The following is a 23,431-nucleotide window of genomic DNA, read 5'->3' on the forward strand; positions in this document are numbered from 1 at the left end:
TAAATTGCTCTGTGTACTTATTCATGTTGAAAACCCAAAAAGTTGGATGGGTGTCCAACTTTTTGGGGGCAGTTCAGGTTTTGAATATGTCTTAGGCTTTTGACGCTGCGAGAATCAGGGCTTTCATCTCGGAAACGGCCGACTTGAAGCCAACGAACAGTGCATGGGCAACCAGTGCATGGCCGATGTTCAGTTCGTTGATGCCCTTGATAGCCGCCACGGCTTCAACGTTGTGATAGTGCAGGCCATGCCCGGCGTTCACAATCAGCCCCTGCCCCAAGCCAAAGGCCACGCCATCAGCCACGCGTTGCAGTTCTTCAGCCACGTCAGTCGGGGTCTGGGCATCGGCATAACGGCCGGTATGCAACTCGATGGCGGGGGCGCCCACACGGCGCGACGCTTCGATCTGGCGCTCGTCCGCATCAATGAACAACGAAACTTCACTGCCAATTTTGCTCAGGCGCTCAACGGCAGCTTTGATCCGCGCTTCTTGCCCGGCAACGTCCAGACCGCCTTCGGTGGTCAGTTCTTGACGGGTTTCAGGCACGAGGCAGATATGCGCCGGGCGAATGCGCTCGGCAAACGCCATCATCTCTTCAGTCACGCCCATTTCGAAGTTCATGCGCGTTTGCAGTACATCCTTGAGCAGCAATACATCGCGCTCTTGAATGTGGCGACGGTCTTCACGCAGATGCACGGTGATGCCGTCGGCCCCCGCCTCTTCCGCGTCCAGAGCCGCTTTGACCGGGTCCGGGTAACGCGTGCCTCGCGCCTGACGCAGCGTAGCTACGTGGTCGATGTTCACGCCAAGAAGAATGCGATTGCTTGTGGTCACGAGGGCTCTCCTGAAGAGTTGAAGATTCGGCGCACAGCATACCGATCTATTCAGGGCTTGCGAAACAACTCACGACTGGCCAAGGGCTTACCGGCCAAATGAACGGCCAATGCCTGACGCATCAGGCGCTTGGCAGCAGACAAGGCGCCCGTTGCAGTCCAGTCGGCTTGCGCCATGGCCAGCAGCTCAACACCGTTGAACAACCCCGGCTGCAGCAACCAGACACGCTCAAGCCCGGCATCCACTTGCAGGCGATACAGGCCATCGGCCTCGATTGGTCCACCGTGGATGTCTTCGGTCAGCGAGAAGCTGTAACCCAGGTCGTCCAGCAGCCGCCATTCGAACGCCCGCAGCAAGGGCTCCAACGGCCGCCCTTCGGCCAAGGCCAGCAACGTGGCAGCGTAATGATCGAACACCGCCGGGTGCGGGTCTTCGGCGGGGAGCAGGCGCACCAGCAGTTCATTGAGGTAGAGCCCGCTGAACAGGGCTTCACCATTGAGCCAGGTCGAAACGCCTGCGCTTTCCATGCGCCCGACATTTTTCAGCTCGCCGCGACCATGGAACTCGATTTCCAGCGGTACAAACGGCCGGGCCAAGCTGCCCGCCTTGCCCCGCGCATTACGCAGCACGGCACGCAGACGACCTTGCGGCGTGATGAAGTCCACCAGCGCACTGGTTTCACGGTAAGGGCGACTGTGCAGGACGTAAGCGAGTTGAGGGACGATGGATTTGCTGGACATGGGCGATCAGCTTTATCAGAAGTCTAATGTGGGAGCGGGCTTGCTCGCGATAGCATCAACTCGGCAAGGCAGGCAGACCGGTTTGATGCTATCGCGAGCAAGCCCGCTCCCACAGGATCTTGCAAGGCAGCGAGGTATTACAACCTGTTACTGGTCGCCATAGCCCAGCGAACGCAGGGCGCGTTCGTCGTCGGACCAGCCGCCTTTGACCTTGACCCACAAGTTGAGCATGACTTTGGAGTCGAACAGCAGCTCCATGTCTTTACGCGCTTCAGTGCCGATGCGCTTGATGCGCTCGCCCTTGTCGCCAATGATGATTTTTTTCTGCCCGTCACGCTCAACCAGAATCAAGGCATGAATGTGCAGGGTCTTGCCTTGCTGCTTGAATTCTTCGATCTCAACGGTGATCTGGTACGGCAGCTCTGCACCCAGCTGGCGCATGATCTTTTCACGGACCAGTTCAGCGGCAAGGAAGCGGCTGCTGCGGTCAGTGATCTGATCTTCCGGGAAGAAGTGGTCATTTTCCGGCAGATGATCAGCGATCACACGTTCAAGGGCATCGAGGTTGTGGCCGTTTTGAGCCGAGATCGGCACGATCTGGGCGTTCGGCAATTGCTCCTGAAGCCAGGTCAGGTGCGGCATCAATTCCGTTTTGTCTTCGATGCGGTCAGTCTTGTTCAACGCCACAATCAACGGGCCGGTCACGTACTGGACGCGCTCAAGAACCATTTGGTCTTCTTCAGTCCACTTGGTGCGATCCACCACGAAGATCACCACGTCGACGTCTTTCAACGCAGCCGACGCAGTTTTGTTCATGTAGCGGTTCAGGGCCTTTTCGCCGCCCTTGTGCATGCCCGGCGTGTCAACGTAGATGGCCTGAATATCGCCTTCGGTCTTGATGCCCAGCATGTTGTGACGGGTGGTCTGCGGCTTGCGCGAGGTGATCGCCAGCTTTTGACCGAGGATGTGGTTCAGCAGTGTGGATTTACCCACGTTTGGTCGACCAACGATGGCGACATAGCCACAGCGAGTTGCAGTTGAATCAGTCATGGCCATTCTCCACGCCAAGGGCAATCAGTGCTGCTGCGGCCGCTACCTGTTCGGCAATACGACGGCTCACACCCTGACCTCGGCTTTTTTCATTCAATAGGGCAATTTCGCACTCAACAAAGAAAGTGCGGCAATGCGGTTCGCCTTGAATATCTACCACTTCGTAGCGTGGCAGTTCACAGGCGCGCGACTGCAAGTACTCTTGCAGGCGTGTTTTTGGATCTTTATTGGTGTCGACCAGAGTCAGCGTCTCGAACTCGCCAGCCAGCCAGGCCAATACGCGATCACGGGCAGTTTCCATGCCCGCGTCGAGGTAGATGGCGCCAATCAGCGCTTCAAGGGCATCTGCCAGGATCGACTCGCGACGAAAACCGCCGCTTTTCAGTTCGCCCGACCCCAGGCGCAGGTACTCACCCAACTCAAAGCCGCGCGCCAGTACGGCCAGGGTTTCGCCTTTGACCAAACGCGCACGCAGGCGCGACAGCTGCCCTTCACGGGCCAGCGGGAAGCGATCAAACAACGCTTCACCGGCGACAAAGTTGAGGATTGCATCGCCCAGGAACTCAAGGCGCTCGTTATTGCGCCCCGCGAAACTGCGGTGTGTCAGGGCCAGGATCATCAGCTCCTGGTCTTTGAAGGTGTAGCCGAGCTGACGCTCTAAACGACTTAAAGAAAAACTCACGATTTACCCACGCTGAGTTCGTGGCCGAATGTCACCACCGGACCGATATTAGGGATCAGTGATGCTCGTTTATCGCATAGCAAATGGACAGGGAACAGGCTGTTCGCCGCCGTCACACTTAACGCTTTGTTCAAATCCACATCCTGAATACTGTTGACCGCCCTGCCTGAGACGGCAGGCGGTCGTAAGAACCGTCAGGCGCCCGATTTATCAGGACGCCTGAAAAGCATTCGGCGCTGTTATTAACAGCGCCGTCTTGGCTACTTGATCAGCCCCACCCGCGAGAAGTTCGGCAGATGGCTCATCTTGGGTTCCGGCCAACTCATCCAAACAGCGAAGGCCTTGCCGACAATGTTCTGGTCGGGAACCATGCCCAGCTCATCTTTGGGAATGTTCGGATCATCCCAGTAACGGCTGTCGTTCGAATTGTCGCGGTTGTCGCCCATCATGAAGTAGTGCCCGGCCGGAACCGTCCACTCGTTATCAGGTGGCGCGCGATAGCGGCTCATTTCCTTACGGATCATGTGCTCGACTTCGCCCAGTTTCTCTTTGTACAACTCGGCACTGCCCAATGTGCCCGGCTCAACACCTACCAGTTGCTCGGCAACCAGTTGGCCGTTGACGTACAAATGCTTGTCGCTGGTGTAGCGAACGGTGTCGCCCGGCAGGCCCACTACACGCTTGATGTAGTTGACCGACGGATCGCTTGGGTAGCGAAACACCATCACATCCCCGCGCTGTGGATCACCCACTTCGATGATTTTCTTGTCGATCACAGGCAAGCGGATCCCGTAAGAAAATTTGTTCACCAAAATGAAGTCGCCCACATCCAGTGTCGGCTTCATCGAGCCCGACGGAATCTGGAACGGCTCAACCAGAAACGAACGCAGCACCAGCACGATGAACAACACCGGGAAGAACGACTTGCCGTACTCGACCAGCAACGGTTCTTTGTTGAGCTTCTCGATGACCTGCATATCAGCCGGCTGAACAGTGGCCTGATAGTTGGCAATGGCCTTGCGCCGGCGAGGTGCCAGGAAGACCAGATCGAGCAGCGCCAGCAAACCGCAGACGGCGACAGCAATAACCAGCAACAGCGGGAAATTTAGTGACATAGGACCTAGCTATCCAACCTGAGCACCGCAAGGAAGGCTTCTTGTGGAATTTCCACGTTACCCACTTGCTTCATGCGTTTTTTACCGGCCTTTTGCTTTTCCAACAGCTTGCGCTTACGGCTAACGTCACCACCGTAGCATTTGGCCAGTACGTTCTTTCTGAGAGCCTTGACAGTGGTTCGCGCCACAATCTGCCCGCCAATGGCGGCCTGGATTGCAACATCGAACATCTGACGCGGAATCAGTTCTTTCATTTTTTCGGTTAGCGCACGCCCTTTGTAGTGAGCGTTGTCACGGTGAACGATCAATGCCAGGGCATCGACTTTTTCGCCGTTGATCAATACATCCAGCTTCACCAGATTAGCCGACTGGTAACGGTCGAAATGGTAATCGAGCGAAGCATAGCCGCGACTGGTGGATTTGAGACGGTCGAAGAAGTCCAGAACCACTTCGTTCATCGGCAAATCGTAGGTCACTTGTACCTGAGTACCCAGGAACAACATGTCGTGTTGAACGCCACGTTTTTCGATACACAGGGTTATGACGTTGCCCAGGTGCTCTTGAGGCACAAGAATGTTGGCACGCACGATCGGCTCGCGCATGTCCTCGATCGCGGACAGGTCTGGCAGCTTGGACGGGTTATCGACGTAAATCGTTTCACCGTTCTTGAGCAGCAGCTCGAAAATTACCGTCGGCGCCGTGGTAATCAGATCCAGGTCGTATTCGCGCTCCAGGCGCTCCTGGATGATTTCCATGTGCAGCATGCCCAGGAAGCCGCAACGGAAGCCGAAGCCCAGCGCGTCAGAGCTTTCTGGCGTGTATTGCAGCGAAGAGTCGTTCAGCGTCAGCTTTTGCAGCGCATCACGGAAGTCTTCGAAGTCATCGGAGCTAACCGGGAACAGGCCGGCGTACACCTGCGGCTGAATGCGTTTGAAACCTGGCAGCACTTCAACATCAGGGGTCGAGCTCAGGGTCAGGGTGTCACCCACCGGCGCACCATGAATGTCCTTGATACCGGCGATGATGAAGCCCACTTCACCGGCCTTGAGGTCGGCAGTGGCAGTGTGTTTCGGGTTGAACACACCGACGCTGTCTACCAAATGGACCTTGCCGGTAGATTTAACCAGAATCTTGTCACCCTTCTTCACGCGGCCGTGGCGCACGCGTACCAGGGACACGACGCCCAGGTAGTTGTCGAACCAGGAGTCGATGATCAACGCTTGCAGCGGATCTTCGATATTGCCGGTAGGCGCAGGAATGGTGTGCACCAGGCGCTCAAGCACTTCGTCCACGCCCAGGCCGGTTTTGGCACTGCAGGTCACGGCGTCAGTGGCATCGATGCCGATGATTTTTTCGATTTCTTCCTTCACGCGGTCAGGATCGGCCTGCGGCAGGTCGATCTTGTTCAAGACCGGCATTACCTCAAGACCCTGCTCGATAGCGGTGTAGCAGTTGGCAACGGACTGGGCTTCTACGCCCTGACCCGCGTCGACAACCAGCAGCGCACCTTCACAGGCCGCCAGAGACCGGCTGACTTCATAGGTGAAGTCAACGTGGCCCGGGGTGTCAATGAAGTTCAGCTGATAGGTAATGCCGTCTTTGGCCGTGTAGTACAGGGTAACGCTGTGGGCCTTGATGGTAATCCCACGCTCACGCTCCAGGTCCATGGAGTCCAGTACCTGGGCTTCCATTTCGCGGGCAGTCAGACCACCGCACATCTGAATGAAACGATCGGCCAGCGTCGACTTGCCATGGTCAATGTGGGCGATGATGGAGAAATTGCGGATATGACTCAAATCACTCACGGGTCAACACTCAAAAAAAGTCGCAGGCAGACTGCCCGCCGAAAAATAGCCGGGAATTGTACCTGATCCCTGAGCCAAGCGTCACGTTCACAAAAAAGCCCCTATCAGGCGATAGAGGCTTTTTGATCTCTCAAAGGGTATTGATCAACCGGCCCTACGCAATAACCAGAAACCGGCCAGCGCACAGATACCGGCGGGCAACAGCACCGCGAACAGCGGCGAGAAGCCAAACACCAGACTGGCTGGCCCCAGCAGGTCTTGTGCAATCTTGAACGCAAAGCCGATCAGTACACCGGTGAACACGCGCTGCCCCAAAGTAACAGAACGCAGCGGGCCGAAGATGAAAGAAATGGCCATCAATACCAGCGCAGCCGTGACAAATGGCTGCAACACCTTGACCCAAAATGCCAGCCAGTAACGGCCGTTGTTCAGACCCTGGTCTTTCAAGTAGTGGATGTAGCCCCACAGCCCGGAAATCGACAGTGCATCCGGGGCCATGACCACGGTATTGAGCAGCTCGGGACTCAGCGAAACGTCCCAGCGCTCTTCAGGCGTGTTAACCACTTCCGTGTTTCGCTCGTGGAAGACCGTGGTCGCCACATCGCTCAGTTCCCAGTGGTCCTGCGTGAAGTTGGCCTTTTTAGCAAAACTGGCAGACAGCAGATGGTGTTCTTTATCGAAACGATAACGTGTCACGCCCAACAGCATGCCATCGGGTTGAACCGCGTTGATGTGGATGAACTCATCCCCCTCGCGGTGCCACATACCATGCTTGGAGCTTTGCGCATCACCGCTGCCCTGGGCCAGTGCCCGGTTGGCCTGGGCCACCGATTCGGTCGCAGGCGCCAGGTACTCGCCAATCAAAATGCCGGCCAGCATCAACACCAGCATCGGCTTCATGACCGCCCAAACAATACGGCCGGTGGACACACCCGCCGCCCGCATGATGGTCAGTTCACTGTTGCTCGCCAGGCTGCCCAAACCAATCAGGCAGCCGATCAGGGCCGCCACCGGCAACATGTCGTACAGACGACGCGGCGCGGTCAGCATCACAAAACTGAACACATCCGCCATGGTGTAAGAGCTGGAGAGGTTCTTGACCTCATCAATGAAGGCAAACAGCGACGCCAGGCCGACGATGATCCCCGACACCGCGAGGATCGCCAGCAACACGCTTTTACCAATGTAGCGATCGAGCTTAACCATGAGCCAGCTCCTTCGCGCTGCGACGAGTCGCCAATTTCAAGCGCAACGGCTCCCAATAGAACAACAACAGACCAATGATCAAGAACAGACCGTGCACCCACCACAAGCCCAGCGTGGGTGAAATGTTGCCTTTTTCGAGGGCGCCACGGACCAGAATCAAGGCAGTTACATAGCCCATATAGAGAAGGATGGCTGGCAACAGTTTGAGGAAGCGGCCCTGGCGCGGATTGACTCGGGACAGCGGGACGGCAATCAGGGTCACGATAAAGACCAACAGCGGCATCGAAATACGCCACTGCAGCTCAGCAATCGCCTTTACGTCAGGGTTACCGATAAGGCTGCTGGTAGGCATTGCATCACGGTCGGTGACTTCATTGCTGACATCAGGCTTGGGAAGCAATACGCCGTAGGTGTCGTATTTGATGGCTCGGTAATCCGCCAAGCCAGGGTTGCCGTCATAACGATAGCCGTCATCCAGAATCAACCAGCGGCTGCCGTCAGGACGCACTTCCTGGCGGCCCTTTTGCGCGACCAAGATGGAAATGCTGCGATCCTTGGCGTCCTGACCGAGGTTTTTCTGGGTGATAAACACGCCCCCCAGATTCGTCCGGTCATTGGTCAATTGTTCGGTGTAGGTCACCCGGGAGCCATCGTTCAGGGTCTGAAAGCGGCCCGGTTCCAGGGTATCGAACTCGGTCAGGGCATCTTGTTTGTTGAGCAGCAGTTGAAACTGCGTAGCGCCCTGAGGCGCCAGGCTCAAGCTCAACCAGGCAACGATCAGCGCCACGATAGTGGCCGGCACCATGCTGATGGCCAACAGACGTTGTTGGCTCATGCCGGTGGCCGAAAGGACCGTCATCTCGCTTTCGAGGTACATGCGCCCGTAAGCCAGAAGAAAGCCCAGAAACAGGCCCAGCGGCAAGATCAGCTGCAAGAAGCCGGGCAAGCGAACGCCCATGATCAAAAACAGCGAACTGGGGTCCATGGCGCCCGAGGCAGCCTGGGCCAGGTATTTAATGAAGCGACCGCTCATGATGATGACCAGCAGCACAGCGCTGACAGCGCTCAATGTAAGCAGGACTTCGCGGGACAGATAACGGAAGACGATCAAACCAGACACTCCAGGGGTCGTCAGGCTAAGGCGGCCAAACAAGCGGCATAGCGAATCGACACTAGCTCATGTAGATGAGCCTAGTCGTTTAAAAAGATGGCGCATTATCCTGTGAATGGCCGCGCCTGTCACTGCGCATGCTCAGCCAAGGCTTTAAAGCGCTGATTTGCCTGCATTCGAGGGTTGTCAGGCGCGGCCGACGAGGTTCAAACTGCCTGCCTTGACGCCCGCCTGAAGCACAGGTGAAGCGCTGTATCTTTCAAGCACGCGAACCGCACCGTTTGTGCGCACGTTGACCATTTGATTCAGGGACCCGGACATGGAACTGGTTGTAAAAAGCGTCAGCCCAGAAACGTTGAAAACGGCCACTCTCGTGGTCGCCATCAGCGAAGGCCGCAAACTCGGCCCTACCGCTAAAGCCATCGACGAACTCACCGGTGGCGCCATCAGCGCCGTGGTAAAGCGTGGCGACATCGCCGGCAAAACCGGCCAGAGCCTGTTGCTGCACAGCCTGCCAAACCTCAAGGCCGAGCGCGTATTGCTGCTGGGCACAGGCAAAGACGAAGCACTGGGCGACCGCCCTTTTCGCAAAATCATCAGCGGCGCACTGAGCGTCCTTAAGGGCCTGGGCGGCAGCGACGCGGTGTTCGCACTCGACGAACTGGTGGTCAAGGGCCGTGATAGCTACAGCAAAACTCGCCTGCTGGCCGAAACCCTGCTCGACGGCGAATACACCTTCGACCGCTTCAAAAGCCAGAAAGCCGAACCCCGCGCCCTGAAAAAAATCACCCTGCTGACCATCAAGGCCGCACAGGCTGAAGTGCAGCGCGCAGTCACCCACGCACAAGCCATTGCCAGCGGCATGTCGTTTACCCGCGATCTGGGCAACCTGCCACCGAACATTTGCCACCCGATTTTCCTGGCCGAACAAGCCAAGGACCTGGGCAAGGAATTCAAAGGCCTGAAAGTCGAGATCCTTGACGAGAAGAAAATCAAGGACCTGGGCATGGGCGCGTTCTACGCGGTCGGCCAGGGCAGCGACCAGCCCCCACGCCTGATCGTGATGAACTACGCAGGCGGCAAAAAATCCGAGAAGCCTTTTGTGCTGGTCGGCAAAGGCATCACGTTCGACACCGGCGGCATCAGCCTCAAGCCGGGTGCGGGCATGGACGAAATGAAGTACGACATGGGCGGCGCTGCCAGCGTGTTCGGCACCCTGCGTGCTGTGCTTGAGCTGAAACTGCCGATCAACCTGGTGTGCATCCTGGCCTGCGCCGAGAACATGCCAAGCGGCGGTGCGGCACGTCCGGGCGACATCGTGACGACCATGAGCGGCCAGACCGTTGAAATCCTCAACACCGACGCCGAAGGCCGTCTGGTGCTGTGCGACGCCCTGACCTACGCCGAACGCTTCAAACCGCAAGCGGTGATCGATATCGCCACCCTGACCGGCGCGTGCATGGTGGCCTTGGGTGCTCACACCTCAGGCCTGATGGGTAACAACGACGAACTGATCGGCCAATTGCTGGAAGCCGGCAAACAAGCCGACGACCGCGCCTGGCAACTGCCGCTGTTCGACGAATACCAAGAGCAACTGGACAGCCCGTTTGCCGACATGGCCAACATTGGCGGCCCTAAAGGCGGCGCCATCACCGCGGGCTGCTTCCTGTCGCGCTTTGCCAAGGCCTACCACTGGGCTCACCTGGACATCGCTGGCACCGCATGGGTCAGCGGCGGCAAGGACAAAGGCGCCAGCGGCCGCCCTGTGCCTTTGCTGACGCAATACCTGCTGGATCGCGCCAACGCTTGAAGCTGATAATCGACGGTTGCGCCGCCTCATGGCGGCGCAACTCCGATTCAGGAACCGCAATGACCTCCGAACCCGATACAGAGCTGACCAAGGTCGACTTTTATATCCTGCCCAGCGCCGAACCTTCTGCGCGGCTGGACTTTGCCTGCAAACTCACTGAAAAAGCCTGGCGCCTTGGCCACCGCGTGTACCTGCATTGCAGCGATGCCGCTCAACGCCAGGACCTGGACGAGCGTCTGTGGCGCTTCAAGGGCGAAAGCTTCGTGCCCCACAGCAACACCGAAGACCAACCCGACGGCACAATTGTCATGGGCCTCACCGAAGCCCCCGCCAGCCATCAGGATTTATTGATCAACCTGGACCTCAAAGTCCCTGAATTCTTCAAACGTTTCGCCCGCGTCGCTGAAGTCGTGGTCGAAGACCCCGCAGTTCGCCTGGCAGCACGGGAGAGTTTTCGCTTCTACCGTGAACACGGCTATCCTCTGCAAGACCACAAGCTACAACGACTCTGAGCACACGATGGACACCTCCAATTCGCCGAAAAAAGCTGCACACCTGCTCGACGATCTTGAATCCATTCGCCAGTTGCTGGGCGATGACGGCCTGCAACCGCCGCTGCTGACGGAAATGGTCGGCCATGGCGGCGAGCAAATACCGTTACTGTCGGATGTGATCGACGACACGGTCGCCCCCGAGCCAGACCCGGAGCCTGAGCCTGAGCCTAAGTCGGCGCAAATACCGTTGGTCGGCATCACTGAAGCCCCCAAGGCAGAAAAAGCCCCGGACGCACTGCTCGTACACCTGGACAAAGAACTGCGCACGGCGGCGCAGACGATCATGCACGACGTCATCAACGACTTCGCCCCGCACATCGAAACCGAAATCAAACGCCGCCTCGATGCGCACCTGGAGCGCTTGCTGGCGCAGCATCAGAACTGACGGCAGGCTGCTCGGACCTTACGAAAACCCTGTAGCCGCTGCCGAAGAGTGAGGCTGCGATGGGTTGCGCAGCGACCCCGCACAGCGGTCCTGCGGCCCACATCGCAGCCTCGTCCCTCGGCAGCGGCTACACGATCTGCTAACGACAGCTCGCTCCTGCGGGGTTTGATCTCGCCCTCAGCGTCCCGCCCCGCTATACTTGCCGGCTTTCCTGAATTAATGCCAATAGGGTCCCGCCGCGCATGGATAAGACCTACCAGCCGCACGCCATTGAAACTTCCTGGTACAAAACCTGGGAAGAAGAAAATTATTTTGCCCCGCAAGGCGCGGGCGACCCGTACACCATCATGATCCCGCCGCCGAACGTCACCGGCAGCCTGCACATGGGTCACGGTTTTAATAACGCGATCATGGACGCCCTGATCCGTTTCCGCCGCATGCAAGGTCGCAACACCTTGTGGCAGCCGGGCACCGACCACGCGGGTATCGCAACCCAGATGCTGGTTGAGCGTCAGATCGAAGCACAAGGTCTGAACCGCCACGACCTGGGCCGCGAGAAGTTCCTGGAAAAAGTCTGGGAATGGAAAGATCAATCCGGTGGCAACATCAGCCGTCAGATCCGTCGCCTTGGCTCGTCCGTAGACTGGAGCCGCGAGCGCTTCACCATGGACGACGGCCTGTCAGAAGCGGTGAAAGAAGCCTTTGTACGCCTGCACGAAGACGGCCTGATCTATCGCGGCAAGCGCCTGGTTAACTGGGACACCAAGCTGCACACGGCGATCTCCGACCTTGAAGTGGAAAACCACGACGAGAAGGGTTTCCTGTGGAACCTGCGCTACCCGCTGGCTGACGGCGCCAAGACCGCAGAAGGCCTGGACTACCTGGTCGTCGCCACTACCCGCCCGGAAACCATGCTCGGTGACTCGGCTGTTGCGGTAAACCCGGAAGATGAACGCTATAAAGCCCTGATCGGTAAATTCGTTGAGCTGCCCCTGGTTGGGCGCCGCATCCCGATCATCGCCGACGACTACTGCGATCCAGAGTTCGGCACCGGCTGCGTGAAAATCACCCCGGCCCATGACTTCAACGACTATGAAGTCGGCAAGCGCCACAACCTGCCGCTGCTGAACATCTTCGACAAAAACGCAGCCGTTCTGCCTGCCGTTCAAGTGTTCAACCTCGACGGCACGCTGAACGACTCCATCGACGGCACCCTGCCAGCCAAATACGTTGGCCTGGACCGTTTCGAGGCGCGCAAGCAAATCGTTGCCGACTTCGACGAAGCCGGCCTGCTGGTCAGCGTCGACGACCACGCCCTGAAAGTGCCGAAAGGCGACCGTTCGGGCACTGTTATAGAGCCGTGGCTGACCGACCAGTGGTATGTATCGACCAAGCCATTGGCAGAACCTGCCATTGCCGCGGTTGAAGACGGACGCATCGCGTTCGTGCCTAAACAGTACGAAAACATGTACTTCTCGTGGATGCGTGACATCCAGGACTGGTGCATCAGCCGTCAGCTGTGGTGGGGCCACCGGATCCCGGCCTGGTACGACGAGTCGGGCAAAGTCTACGTAGGCCGCGACGAAGCCGAAGTGCGTGCCAAGCACAACCTCGGCCCGGATGTTGCGCTGCAACAGGACAACGACGTACTCGACACCTGGTTCAGTTCGGGCCTGTGGACGTTCTCCACCCTGGGCTGGCCTGAGCAGACCGATTTCCTGAAAACCTTCCACCCGACTGACGTGCTGGTCACCGGCTTCGACATCATTTTCTTCTGGGTTGCCCGGATGATCATGCTCACCATGCATTTGGTGAAGAACGAAGACGGCACCCCGCAAGTTCCGTTCAAGACCGTGTATGTACACGGCTTGGTCCGTGACGGTCAGGGCCAGAAGATGTCCAAGTCCAAAGGCAACGTACTGGACCCGCTGGACATCATCGACGGCATCGCCCTCGAAGATCTGGTAGCCAAGCGCACCACCGGCCTCATGCAGCCAAAACTGCTGAAGAAGATCGAGAAGCAGACCCGTGACGAGTTCGCTGACGGCATCGCCAGCTATGGCACCGACGCCCTGCGCTTCACGTTCTGCTCGCTGGCCTCCACCGGTCGCGACATCAAGTTCGACATGGGCCGCGTTGAAGGCTATCGCAACTTCTGCAACAAGATCTGGAACGCCGCACGTTACGTGCTGGACAAGGGCGAAGACTGCGGCCAGAACGGCGAAGCCTACGAACTGTCGCTGGCTGACCGCTGGATCATCTCGCAGTTGCAACGCACCGAAGCCGAAGTGACCCGTCACCTCGACCAGTTCCGTTTCGACCTAGCCGCACAAGCCTTGTACGAGTTCATCTGGAACCAGTACTGCGACTGGTACCTGGAACTCTCCAAGCCTGTGCTGTGGGACGAAAACGCCCCGGTTGAACGTCAGCGCGGCACTCGCCGTACGCTGGTTCGGGTTCTGGAAGTGGCTTTGCGTCTGGCGCACCCGTTCATGCCGTTCATCACCGAAGAAATCTGGCAGCGCATCGCGCCGTTGGCAGGCGCGCAAGGCAAAACCATCATGCTGCAACCTTGGCCAGTGGCCAACGAAGCACGCATCGACCAGGCTGCCGAAGACGACATCGAATGGCTCAAGGGCTTGATGCTCGGCACGCGTAACATCCGTGGCGAAATGAACATCGGCCCGGGCAAACCGCTGCAGCTGTACCTGAAAAACGTCAGCAGTGAAGACCAGCGCCGTCTGACCGAGAACGACGCCTTGCTGAAAAAGCTGGCTAAACTCGAGTCGATCACCGTGCTGCAAGACGGTGCCGAAGCGCCTCTGTCTGCCACCGCGTTGGTGGGCGAGATGGAAGTGCTGGTACCGATGGCCGGCCTGATCGACAAAGATGCCGAGCTGGCGCGCCTGGACAAAGAAATCCAGCGCTTGCACGGCGAAGTGGCCCGCGTTGGCGGAAAACTGTCGAATGCGGCCTTCGTTGACAAAGCTCCGGCCGAAGTCATTGACAAGGAACGCGCCAAATTGGCCGAGGCTGAACAAGCCTTGAGCAAGTTGGCGGACCAGCACGCGCGGATTTCCAGCCTGTAACAGCGCTGCGCACCTGATCGCGGGCAAGGACGCTCCCGCAGGGTTAACCCCTGCCGGGGCGGCCTTGCCCGCGATTGCTTTTGTGGAACCCAATGAACATGACCACCCCACGCACCTCCAAAGCCACACGCCACAAGCCCAAGGCTACGGGTGAGAGCAAACCGGCTGCACCTCGGGTAAAGCCCAGCCTGCACCCGCGCAACCGCCACCAGGGCCACTACGACTTTGCGCAACTGATCAAGATCTGCCCGGAACTGGGCGCGTTTGTGATCATCAACCCGTACGGCAAAGAGAGCATCGACTTCGCCAACCCGAGCGCAGTGCGGGTGTTCAACCGTGCGTTGCTCAAGTCGTTCTACGGCATTGCCCACTGGGACATTCCGGCTGACTACCTGTGCCCTCCGGTGCCGGGCCGCGCCGATTACGTGCACTTTCTCGCGGACTTGCTGGCCAGCGTCAACGATGGCCAGATCCCGCAGGGCGCCAATGTGCGCGTGCTGGACGTCGGCACCGGCGCCAACTGCGTCTACCCGCTGATCGGCCACTGCGAATACCGCTGGCAGTTCCTCGGCACCGACGTTGATGCCACGGCGGTCAAGACCGCCAAGGCGATTGTGCAGTCCAACAGCCTGAACAAAGCCATCAGCCTGCGCCTGCAGCCAGATCCGCAGAAGATCCTGCTGGACATCCTGGACAGCAACGAGCGTTTCGACCTGACCATGTGCAACCCGCCGTTCCACGCCTCGCTGGACGAAGCCACACGCGGCAGCGAGCGTAAATGGCGAGCACTGGGCAAGGCAGACCCCAAGCGCAAACTGCCAGTGCTGAACTTTGGTGGCCAGGCCGCCGAATTGTGGTGCGAAGGTGGCGAGCAACGCTTTGTGACCCAACTGATCCGCGAAAGCGTGCACGTGGGCCGTCAGGTGCTGTGGTTCAGCGTGCTGGTGTCCAAGGCTTCAAACCTGCCAGCGGTTCAGACCGCGCTTAAAAAAGCCGGCGCGCGTGAAAGCCAGGTGGTTGAAATGTCCCAAGGCAACAAGCAAAGCCGCTTTGTAGCCTGGACCTTCCACGACAAAGACCAGCAGCAAGTGTGGCGCGAGAAGAACTGGAAGTAACGCCATAAAAATCTGTAGCCGCTGCCGCAGGCTGCGATAAGGGCCGAAGGACCTTCAACATATCAGGTCCGCTACGCAGCCCATCGCAGCCTCGTACCTCGACAGCGGCTACAGGATTTTCGCCCATAAAAAAACCGCGCTTCGGATCACTCCCAAGCGCGGTTTTTTAATGCGTTCTTACTTGTTAACAGCGTCAGTCAGGCCTTTAGCCACAACGAGCTTGATAACTTTCTTGGCAGCGATTTCGATGGCAGCGCCAGTCGAAGGGTTACGGCCAGTACGGGCAGGACGCTCGGTCACTTTCAGTTTGCCAATACCTGGCAGAGTGATTTCGCCGCCATTTTCCAGCTGATCAGCAACGATTTGACCCAGTTGGTCCAGCAGAGCACGCACGGTAGTTTTCGGTGCGTCTACAGCTTCAGCCAGATCAGCGATCAGTTGGTCTTTAGTAATAGCCATTGAGATGTTCCTTCCCTATCAAATTCATTTGGTTTGCAAAGTGCAAGGTCAGCTATCGAGCCAGAAATCGAGGGTCTGGCACGCCCGTTTGCTTTCACGACGAATCGCGGATGTAGAGTGCTAAAACGGAGTTTGGTTCGACCTGACACAGGCTGAATGCATGCTTTGCGCCGTTACACAGCGCAAGACCGGGCAAAACTAGCACAGAGACGGTTAAATATCCGCTTCTACCTCGCCATTTGGTCAGCTTTATCGCCTTAAAAGCGTAAAAAAACCGCTCTACACCGTCCATCCCCTCCCTAAAGGCGGTACGAAGGCTGCCCAGTGGCTCAGGTGCGGTACACTTAGCGCCTTTCCGGGCGCATGCCCTCCCCGCTCATTATTCGCCGAGAAGCCCATGCCGATCCGTCATTGCATCGTTCATTTGATTGAGAAAAAACCCGACGGTACGCCCGCTGTTCTCCACGCCCGCGACTCTGAATTGGCCGAGTCCCAGGCCATCGAGAACATGCTCGCAGACCTCAACGAAAGCTATAACGCCAAGCAAGGCAAAGCCTGGGGCTTTTTTCATGCTGAATCCGGGGCGCATCCGTTCAGCGGCTGGCTCAAGGAGTACATGGAGGGCGGTCAGGACTTCACCGCGTTTAGCCGTGTGGCCGTCGAGCACCTGCAAAAGCTGATGGAAGAATCCAACCTGTCGGTGGGCGGCCACGTGCTGTTTGCCCATTACCAGCAAGGCATGACCGACTACCTGGCCATCGCCCTGTTGCACCACAGCGACGGCGTCGCGGTGAACTCGGAACTGGACGTGACCCCGTCACGCCATCTGGACCTGGGCCAGTTGCACCTGGCGGCGCGGATCAATATTTCCGAGTGGCAGAACAACAAACAGTCCAAGCAGTACATTTCCTTCATCAAAGGCAAAAACGGCAAAAAAGTTTCTGAGTATTTCCGCGACTTTATCGGTTGCCAGGAAGGCGTCGACGGCCCCGGCGAAACCCGCACGCTGCTCAAGGCGTTCAGTGATTTCGTTGAAAGCGAAGACCTGCCCGAAGAGTCCGCCCGTGAAAAAACCAAGACCCTGGTGGACTACGCCAGCAGCCAGGCCAAAATCGGTGAACCGATGGGCCTCGAAGAGTTGTCGGAGTTGATCGACGAAGAGCGCCCAAAGGCGTTTTACGACCACATCCGCAACAAGGACTACGGCCTGTCGCCGGAAATTCCGGCAGACAAACGCACCCTTAACCAGTTCCGCCGCTTCACCGGGCGCGCTGAGGGCTTGTCTATCAGCTTTGAAGCCCACCTGCTGGGCTCCAAGGTCGAATTCGATGAAGAAGCCGGCACACTCGTTATCAAGGGCCTGCCGACCCAACTGCTCGACCAGCTCAAGCGCAACAAGTGATGTTGAACGGCATCCTCAAGAAAGTCCTGTTTGTGCTGGTGGTGGTCGTGATCTTTCAGAACTGGGGCAAGATCGAACGGGTGCTCAACCCCTCCGGTGTTGTTCCGGAACACACCCGGGCCAGCGCCCGGGTGGTGCTGTACGCCACCGAGTGGTGCGGCTACTGCAAGGCCACGCGGCGCTTTCTGGACCAGAAAGGCATCCCGTACACAGAGTTTGATATCGACAAGGATGCCGCCGCCCGCCAGACCTACGAAGCATTGGGCGGGCGCGGGATTCCGATTCTGGACGTCAATGGGACCTTGCTCAGGGACTTCAACCCGGACGCAATCCTCGCGGCGTTGAAATAACCAAAAATCTGTAGGAGCGAGCTTGCCTCGCGATCTTTTGATCGTTTAAAAGATCGCGAGACAAGCTCGCTCTTACAGTGCTAACTGGCTTTGCACCAGGCACTCTTTGGCGCTTTTCTTGAGCTTTTTAATCAGCCGCTCCTGACGCAAGGCTTCGCCTTTGTCTGGCCACGATTCGACATACACCAAGGCCACCGCAGGGCTTGAGGCAAAAAAACGCGCGCCTTTACCGGTCTGATGCTGCACGAAGCGGCGCGCCGGGTCATCGCTGATGCCGCAGTACAACGAACCATTGGCCGCACGCACCAAATACACAAACCAAGGTTTGGAACTCACATTTAACGTCCGGCTTGATACGCTTTGAGGCCTTTTTGCGCTTGAGCGCGAATGGCGTTTTTCACCAGCGGTGTCCAGCCCAGCAAAACGCCCTTGGCCCCCAACGCCTGTCGCGACCAGCGCCACAGGTCAAAGTGGTCATGGTGCTCGCAGATTTTGCCGTCGCGAAACACAAACCGGGCCTGAATATCGTTAACCACCGTATTGCCGGTCTGGCTGAACAGATACGTCGCCACCCAATGTGCACTGCCACGTTGCGCATCGGCCTGAACCTGATCGAAGGTCAGGCTGAAATCCTTGGCCCGCGTGGTCAGCATGCGCCACATATCGGTGGCGTTGTGACCGCGCAGTTCACCAAAGACCGGGTCGATGAACACTACGTCGTCGGTGTAGCACTCGCCCATCGCTTGCGCATCAAGCTGTGCAAACGCTTGGTAAAAACGCGTGATTAACGCTTGATGGTCTTGGCTCATGGCTGGGTCCGTGCAGGTAGGAATCTGTGCACGATAATCTGCAATGAGCCGAAACACTACGGGCTTTGAATTTTCTCGCTCTGCACGTTGACGTATAGCGCGCGCCCGGCCCCCAGGCCCGCGACGATGGCACACAGGCCAATCACGGCAAAAATCCAGCCCAGTGCATCCCAACCACCGGTCACTTCATGCACCACGCCCACTGCCAGCGGGCCCAGTGACGCCAGGGTGTAACCCACGCCCTGGGCCATGCCCGAGAGGTTGGCGGCGACGTGCGAGTCGCGAGAGCGCAGCACAATCAGGGTCAACGCCAGGCTGAACGTCCCACCCTGCCCCAGGCCCAGCACAACAGCCCAACTCCACAAGCTGTCCATCGGCGCATACAGACAGCCAAACAGCCCGGCCAGGGTCAGGCCCATGACCAGCACGATCGCCAGACGCTGATCCTTGCCCCGCGTCGCCAGCCAGGGCGCTGTCAGTGCCGTGGCCAACTGCACGATCACTGAACCTGACATCACCAGACCGGCATCGGTCGGGGTCAGCCCACGGCCGATCAGAATCGATGGCAACCAACCAAACACGATGTAGGACAACGACGATTGCAGGCCCATGTAGAGCGTCACTTGCCATGCCAGCGGATCGCGTAAAAGCCCCTGCACCCGGTAAGCCACGTTGTGCGCGCCTTGTCGCTTACCCACCTGCGGCAACCAGAAAATGGCCGCCAACAAGGCCGGCAAGGCCCAAAAGCCCAGACCCATTGCCCAGCTGTCGCCCATGTAATGACTCAGCGGCACCGTTGCCCCGGCCGCCAGTGCTGCGCCGAGGCACAACGCCATGGTGTAAACACCGGTCATGGTCCCGGCATGCCCGGCAAAATCGCGTTTGATAATCCCCGGCAGCAATACGCCGATCACACCGATACTGGCGCCAGCCAGAATGCTCCCGGCAAACAGCCCGACCTCACCCAGGCAACTGCGCAGCACGATCCCGCCGCCCAACGTCAGAAGAATCCCGAGCACCACCCGCTCAGTGCCAAAACGCCGCGCCAGAATCGGCGCCAAGGGCGCAAATACGCCCAGACACAGCACGGGCAAAGTGGTCAATAAACCGGCCTGCGCGGCCGACAAGCCCAGGCTGTCCGACACAACACCCAGCAAGGGCGCCACGCTCGACAGCGCCGGGCGCAAATTCAGCGCCACCAGCACCAGCCCCAAGAGCAACAACCACGGGCGCAGCACCACGGGTGGCGTCTGTTGCAGTTGCTCGTCATCAACTTCGGCGTCGATCAGTAATTCTTCCAGTTCATCCAGATGACGAACGGCTTCGCTGCTGGCTGACGAGGGATGGTTCATGGCCTTCTCCGGTTCAGGGTTCATTGATCAACGTCCGGCAAAGCGCCATAGCCCGTTGTGGGTCTTGTTGTTTGACGGCCTCCAAGAGTTCGACATGCAGGTCGAACACCGATTGGCGGCGCGGGTAAATATCCAGCGTCTTGCGCAACTGACTGGAAACAATGCTTGAGGTGTAGCGGTACAACTCCGTCAACGCCGGGTTATGCGCGGCATCGATCACATGCTGATGGAACTGCAAGTCACAGCAAATGTAGGTGTCGAGTTCGCCGTGATAGTGCTGGCCACTGAGATCGAGCGCTTGCTGCATCAGCCGCAAGTCCTCATCTGTACGGCGTACGGCCGCAAGGCCAACGGCCTCAACTTCAAGGATGTGGCGCATCTCGCGTACCTGGTCCATCGAACAGGCCGACAACGTGCGCAAGGTGTCCATGGGATCGACACGCCCGCGCAAATAACTGCCGTCGCCCTGGCGGATCTCAATCAGCCCGGCAAAGGCCAGCACGCGCATGGCTTCGCGCACCGTATTGCGGCTTATGCCCAACTCCGCCGCCAATTCCGGCTCCGTCGGCAAACGCTGACCAACCTCCCAGGCGCCGTTGTTAATTCGCGTGCGCAGTTGTTCAAGAGCCTGATCAACCAGGGAGCGCTTTATCAGTGGAGAAGCGTCTGTCATGGAATCCGTCCTTTCATCCAATCATAGGATGAATTTTCCTACATGCTAGTCAGCGCCTTCCACAAGAGCAATCAACTACAGATTAAAGGGCCGCTTAATTTGAACATTAATCGTTGAATTAAAAACCCTTAAAGGGTAGTTTTGAGCGCATCGAGGCACTCTCTTATCAAACATAAAATAAGTAATTGATTCTAAAGACTCTGTAGGAGCGAGCTTGCTCGCGATCTTTTGATCTTGATCTAAGAGCGCCCCCTCACCACGCCTCTCCCGAAGGAGAGGGAACCGATTGGGGGATGCTGAAGATTCTCGGTGGCCTGTTTGCTGCGCGACAGCGCGGCGTCGAAGACGGGGCGGCCCCTCTTATACAAATCAATGTCGACTTACGCAGACCCCAAAGTCTGGCAAGACGTCTACCACGCTCAAGCCTACGGCTTGGCCCTGTATATCAAGGTGACCTATCGTCCCGGCGGAGGGCCGCCCGTCATTGCCTTCAAGGAAAAAGACTGATGAGCAAGCATGATTGCTACACCTGTGGCGCACCCAACGCGATGCACCCGTTCAAGGGCCGCGATTTCACAGTGACGTTCAAACAATTAACCCGCCACGTGCCCAATCTGGCAGGCGAGCAATGCAGTGAATGTGCTGAGGTCGAGTTCAATGCGCCCAGCGCAGAGCGTTATGCCCAGGCAGGTGATGAACTGATCGAGGATGCCAAGCGGGTCGTGGCAGACGAGATGAAACGTATCCGCCGTAAATTGCACTTCACCCAAAAAAGCGCGGTGCAGTTACTGTCCGGCGGCGGCCACAATGCCTTCAGCCGCTATGAACGGGCCGAAGTCGAGCCGCCCAAACCGCTGTTTGTGTTGATGCGCCTGCTCGATCGCCACCCGGAACTGGTCAAGGAGCTGCACGCGATCTACGAATGCGCGGATATCAATGCGCTGTTGGAGCAAAAGCAGCAACAGCGCGAAAAAACACGTTAACCCCTCGGTCGCCGCGTTTGCATCAATGCAGAATTTGATTCAGGAACAGTTTGGTCCGGTCGTTCTGCGGGTTGTCGAAGAAGTCATTCGGCGCGGCCTGCTCGACGATTTCCCCCTTGTCCATAAAGATCACCCGATTGGCCACAGTCCGGGCAAAGCCCATTTCGTGGGTCACACAGAGCATGGTCATGCCGTCTTCGGCCAGGCCGATCATGGTGTCGAGTACTTCCTTGACCATTTCCGGGTCGAGCGCTGAAGTCGGTTCGTCGAACAACATGATTTTGGGCTTCATGCACAGCGCACGGGCAATCGCCACCCGCTGCTGCTGACCACCGGACAACTGCCCCGGAAACTTGTGGGCCTGCTCCGGAATACGCACGCGCTGCAAGTAATGCATGGCAATTTCTTCGGCCTGGCGCTTGGGCATTTTGCGCACCCACATCGGCGCCAACGTGCAGTTTTGCAGGATGGTCAGATGCGGGAACAAGTTGAAGTGCTGGAACACCATGCCGACTTCACGGCGCACGGTTTCGATCTGCTTGATGTCGTTGGTCAGCTCAACTCCATCCACCACAATGCGCCCTTGCTGGTGTTCTTCAAGGCGATTGAGGCAGCGAATGGTGGTCGACTTGCCCGAACCCGAAGGCCCGCACAACACGATTCGTTCACCCGGCTGCACGTTCAGGTTAATGTCTTTGAGCACGTGAAACTGGCCGTACCACTTGTTAACGTCCTGCATCTGAATAATGCCTTCAGGGCTAGCAGGCTTTTTAATTGCTTCACTCATATCCAACTCCTACTAACGCTTGTGGCCAGTGTCCAGCTTGCGCTCCAGATGTATGGAGTAGCGGGACATACCGAAACAGAAAATCCAGAACACCAGGGCGGCAAACACATAACCCTCGGTCGCCATACCCAGCCAGGTCGGGTCGGCGGCGGCTTGTTTGACGCTATTGAGCAGGTCAAACAGGCCGATGATGATCACCAGGCTGGTGTCCTTGAACAGGGCAATAAAGGTGTTCACGATGCCGGGAATGACTAGCTTCAGGGCTTGCGGCAAGATCACCAGGCCCATGCTGCGCCAATAACCCAGGCCCATGGCTGCCGACGCTTCGTACTGACCTTTGGGAATGGCCTGCAGGCCGCCGCGCACCACTTCGGCCACGTACGCCGACTGGAACAGGATCACCCCGATCAGCGCCCGCAGCAGCTTGTCGAAGTTCATGCCTTCAGGCAGAAACAACGGCAGCATCACCGACGACATGAACAGCACGGTGATCAACGGCACGCCACGCCAGAACTCGATGAACGTCACGCACACCACGCGAATCGCCGGCATGTCCGAGCGACGGCCCAACGCCAGTAAAATGCCCAATGGCAGTGCCCCGGCAATGCCCACGGTGGCAATTACCAGCGTAAGCATCAGACCGCCCCATTGGCTGGTGGCAACGGCGGTCAGGCCCCAATGCCCACCGTGCAGCAGGCTGTAGGCGAGGATCGGGTAGATCACCAAAAAGCTCAGCCCGTAAACCGCCTTGTGCTTGAAGCGCGAAATAAACAACGGCGCAGCACCAAAGATGGCCAACAACACCGTCGTATCGACGCGCCAGCGCAGTGCCGAGGGGTAATAGCCATACATGAACTGGCTAAAACGCTGCTCGATAAACACCCAGCAGGCACCGCTTTTGGTGCAATCAGCCCGGGCCGTGCCCACCCAATTGGCGTCAAAGAGCGTCCAGCTCAGCAACGGCGGCACGATCAACCAGACCAGGTAGAGCGCAAACAGCGTAAGCAAGGTGTTGAGCCAACTGGAAAACAGGTTCGCCCGTGCCCAGGCAACCACGCCAATCCGGTTGCCCGGTGGCGGCATATCAGGTTTGAAAACATGCGTCGTCATGGTCGCGCC

The 23,431-nt window shown here is 58.0% G+C and carries 23 protein-coding genes and 1 pseudogene; 9 read left to right on the plus strand and 15 right to left on the minus strand.

Annotated features, from left to right (window positions below):
* Positions 1–91 precede the first annotated feature (91 nt).
* The 8 genes from pdxJ to lptF all read right to left on the minus strand — a co-directional run bounded on the left by pdxJ (position 92) and on the right by lptF (position 8,544).
* A complete protein-coding gene (gene pdxJ / locus AAEZ03_RS20810) occupies positions 92–835 on the minus strand; it encodes a pyridoxine 5'-phosphate synthase (RefSeq protein WP_048389729.1) in 744 nt (247 codons plus the stop codon).
* A gap of 50 nt (positions 836–885) precedes the next feature.
* Complete coding sequence (gene recO, locus AAEZ03_RS20815; RefSeq protein ID WP_123749682.1) at positions 886–1,575, minus strand: DNA repair protein RecO; 690 nt, start codon at positions 1,573–1,575, stop codon at positions 886–888.
* A gap of 147 nt (positions 1,576–1,722) precedes the next feature.
* Entirely contained in the window at positions 1,723–2,625 is a 903-nt protein-coding gene (era, locus tag AAEZ03_RS20820; RefSeq protein WP_123749681.1) for a GTPase Era, read from the minus strand.
* A complete protein-coding gene (rnc, locus tag AAEZ03_RS20825) occupies positions 2,618–3,307 on the minus strand; it encodes a ribonuclease III (RefSeq protein ID WP_048389737.1) in 690 nt (229 codons plus the stop codon). The genes era and rnc overlap by 8 nt, the downstream gene beginning before the upstream one ends.
* A 260-nt stretch (positions 3,308–3,567) precedes the next feature.
* The gene (gene lepB / locus AAEZ03_RS20830; protein WP_048368199.1) at positions 3,568–4,422 is read right to left on the minus strand and encodes a signal peptidase I; all 855 of its coding nucleotides are present in this window, start codon (positions 4,420–4,422) and stop codon (positions 3,568–3,570) included.
* 5 nt (positions 4,423–4,427) lie between these two features.
* On the minus strand, positions 4,428–6,227 hold the full coding sequence (lepA, locus tag AAEZ03_RS20835) for a translation elongation factor 4 (RefSeq protein WP_123749680.1): 1,800 nt from the start codon (positions 6,225–6,227) through the stop codon (positions 4,428–4,430).
* A 144-nt stretch (positions 6,228–6,371) separates the two neighbouring features.
* Positions 6,372–7,433 (minus strand): LPS export ABC transporter permease LptG, encoded by a 1,062-nt coding sequence (gene lptG / locus AAEZ03_RS20840; RefSeq protein ID WP_123749679.1) that lies wholly within the window; start codon positions 7,431–7,433, stop codon positions 6,372–6,374.
* Positions 7,426–8,544: an LPS export ABC transporter permease LptF gene (gene lptF / locus AAEZ03_RS20845; protein WP_048368203.1), complete on the minus strand. Its 1,119-nt coding sequence runs from the start codon at positions 8,542–8,544 to the stop codon at positions 7,426–7,428. The genes lptG and lptF overlap by 8 nt, the downstream gene beginning before the upstream one ends.
* Before the next feature lie 319 nt (positions 8,545–8,863).
* Between lptF and AAEZ03_RS20850 the strand changes: the two genes are divergently transcribed.
* From AAEZ03_RS20850 to rlmF, 5 genes are all read left to right on the plus strand, one after another.
* Complete coding sequence (locus AAEZ03_RS20850) at positions 8,864–10,354, plus strand: leucyl aminopeptidase (RefSeq protein ID WP_123749678.1); 1,491 nt, start codon at positions 8,864–8,866, stop codon at positions 10,352–10,354.
* A gap of 83 nt (positions 10,355–10,437) precedes the next feature.
* Entirely contained in the window at positions 10,438–10,866 is a 429-nt protein-coding gene (locus AAEZ03_RS20855; RefSeq protein WP_123750134.1) for a DNA polymerase III subunit chi, read from the plus strand.
* Between the two features lie 7 nt (positions 10,867–10,873).
* The gene (locus AAEZ03_RS20860) at positions 10,874–11,293 is read left to right on the plus strand and encodes a DNA polymerase III subunit chi (protein ID WP_350581243.1); all 420 of its coding nucleotides are present in this window, start codon (positions 10,874–10,876) and stop codon (positions 11,291–11,293) included.
* A gap of 242 nt (positions 11,294–11,535) precedes the next feature.
* Positions 11,536–14,382 carry a valine--tRNA ligase gene (locus AAEZ03_RS20865; RefSeq protein ID WP_048389763.1) on the plus strand — a complete coding sequence of 949 codons (2,847 nt, stop codon included), beginning with the start codon at positions 11,536–11,538 and terminating at the stop codon, positions 14,380–14,382.
* 98 nt (positions 14,383–14,480) lie between these two features.
* Positions 14,481–15,497, plus strand: coding sequence for a 23S rRNA (adenine(1618)-N(6))-methyltransferase RlmF (gene rlmF / locus AAEZ03_RS20870; protein WP_153328807.1), 1,017 nt, complete (start codon positions 14,481–14,483; stop codon positions 15,495–15,497).
* A 177-nt stretch (positions 15,498–15,674) separates the two neighbouring features.
* Here rlmF and AAEZ03_RS20875 read toward each other — a convergent pair whose 3' ends face one another.
* Positions 15,675–15,956: an HU family DNA-binding protein gene (locus AAEZ03_RS20875; RefSeq protein ID WP_019412143.1), complete on the minus strand. Its 282-nt coding sequence runs from the start codon at positions 15,954–15,956 to the stop codon at positions 15,675–15,677.
* Positions 15,957–16,353: 397 nt separating this feature from the next.
* Between AAEZ03_RS20875 and yejK the strand changes: the two genes are divergently transcribed.
* Positions 16,354–17,358, plus strand: a complete 1,005-nt coding sequence (gene yejK, locus AAEZ03_RS20880; RefSeq protein WP_048368212.1) for a nucleoid-associated protein YejK — start codon at positions 16,354–16,356, stop codon at positions 17,356–17,358.
* Positions 17,358–17,708, plus strand: a complete 351-nt coding sequence (locus AAEZ03_RS20885) for a glutaredoxin family protein (RefSeq protein WP_153333446.1) — start codon at positions 17,358–17,360, stop codon at positions 17,706–17,708. The genes yejK and AAEZ03_RS20885 overlap by 1 nt, the downstream gene beginning before the upstream one ends.
* 72 nt (positions 17,709–17,780) lie before the next feature.
* On the opposite strand, the gene AAEZ03_RS20890 is transcribed toward AAEZ03_RS20885, so the two are convergent.
* The 4 genes from AAEZ03_RS20890 to AAEZ03_RS20905 are packed head-to-tail and all read right to left on the minus strand — an operon-like array spanning position 17,781 to position 20,542.
* A complete protein-coding gene (locus AAEZ03_RS20890) occupies positions 17,781–18,044 on the minus strand; it encodes a GIY-YIG nuclease family protein (protein WP_048368214.1) in 264 nt (87 codons plus the stop codon).
* A 2-nt stretch (positions 18,045–18,046) separates the two neighbouring features.
* On the minus strand, positions 18,047–18,517 hold the full coding sequence (locus AAEZ03_RS20895; RefSeq protein WP_350581249.1) for a nuclear transport factor 2 family protein: 471 nt from the start codon (positions 18,515–18,517) through the stop codon (positions 18,047–18,049).
* Between the two features lie 56 nt (positions 18,518–18,573).
* A complete protein-coding gene (locus AAEZ03_RS20900) occupies positions 18,574–19,893 on the minus strand; it encodes a CynX/NimT family MFS transporter (RefSeq protein ID WP_350581252.1) in 1,320 nt (439 codons plus the stop codon).
* Positions 19,883–20,542, minus strand: coding sequence for a FadR/GntR family transcriptional regulator (locus AAEZ03_RS20905; RefSeq protein WP_153373936.1), 660 nt, complete (start codon positions 20,540–20,542; stop codon positions 19,883–19,885). Before AAEZ03_RS20905 ends, AAEZ03_RS20900 begins: the two co-directional genes overlap by 11 nt.
* Before the next feature lie 357 nt (positions 20,543–20,899).
* Between AAEZ03_RS20905 and AAEZ03_RS20910 the strand changes: the two are divergent.
* Positions 20,900–21,049 (plus strand): annotated as a pseudogene (locus tag AAEZ03_RS20910) (type II toxin-antitoxin system MqsR family toxin); the annotation flags it as partial.
* Entirely contained in the window at positions 21,049–21,525 is a 477-nt protein-coding gene (locus AAEZ03_RS20915) for a type II toxin-antitoxin system MqsA family antitoxin (protein ID WP_123749671.1), read from the plus strand. The pseudogene AAEZ03_RS20910 and the gene AAEZ03_RS20915, both read left to right, overlap by 1 nt.
* A 22-nt stretch (positions 21,526–21,547) precedes the next feature.
* Here the strand turns inward: AAEZ03_RS20915 and AAEZ03_RS20920 are convergent, their stop codons facing one another.
* Together AAEZ03_RS20920 and AAEZ03_RS20925 are read right to left on the minus strand one after the other, a co-directional pair.
* Positions 21,548–22,312, minus strand: coding sequence for an amino acid ABC transporter ATP-binding protein (locus AAEZ03_RS20920; RefSeq protein ID WP_123749670.1), 765 nt, complete (start codon positions 22,310–22,312; stop codon positions 21,548–21,550).
* Positions 22,313–22,324: 12 nt separating this feature from the next.
* On the minus strand, positions 22,325–23,422 hold the full coding sequence (locus tag AAEZ03_RS20925) for an amino acid ABC transporter permease (RefSeq protein WP_350581256.1): 1,098 nt from the start codon (positions 23,420–23,422) through the stop codon (positions 22,325–22,327).
* Between the last annotated feature and the right edge of the window lie 9 nt (positions 23,423–23,431).

Source organism: Pseudomonas sp. HY2-MNA-CIBAN-0224 (genome assembly GCF_040310285.1).
GTDB lineage: Bacteria > Pseudomonadota > Gammaproteobacteria > Pseudomonadales > Pseudomonadaceae > Aquipseudomonas > Aquipseudomonas helleri.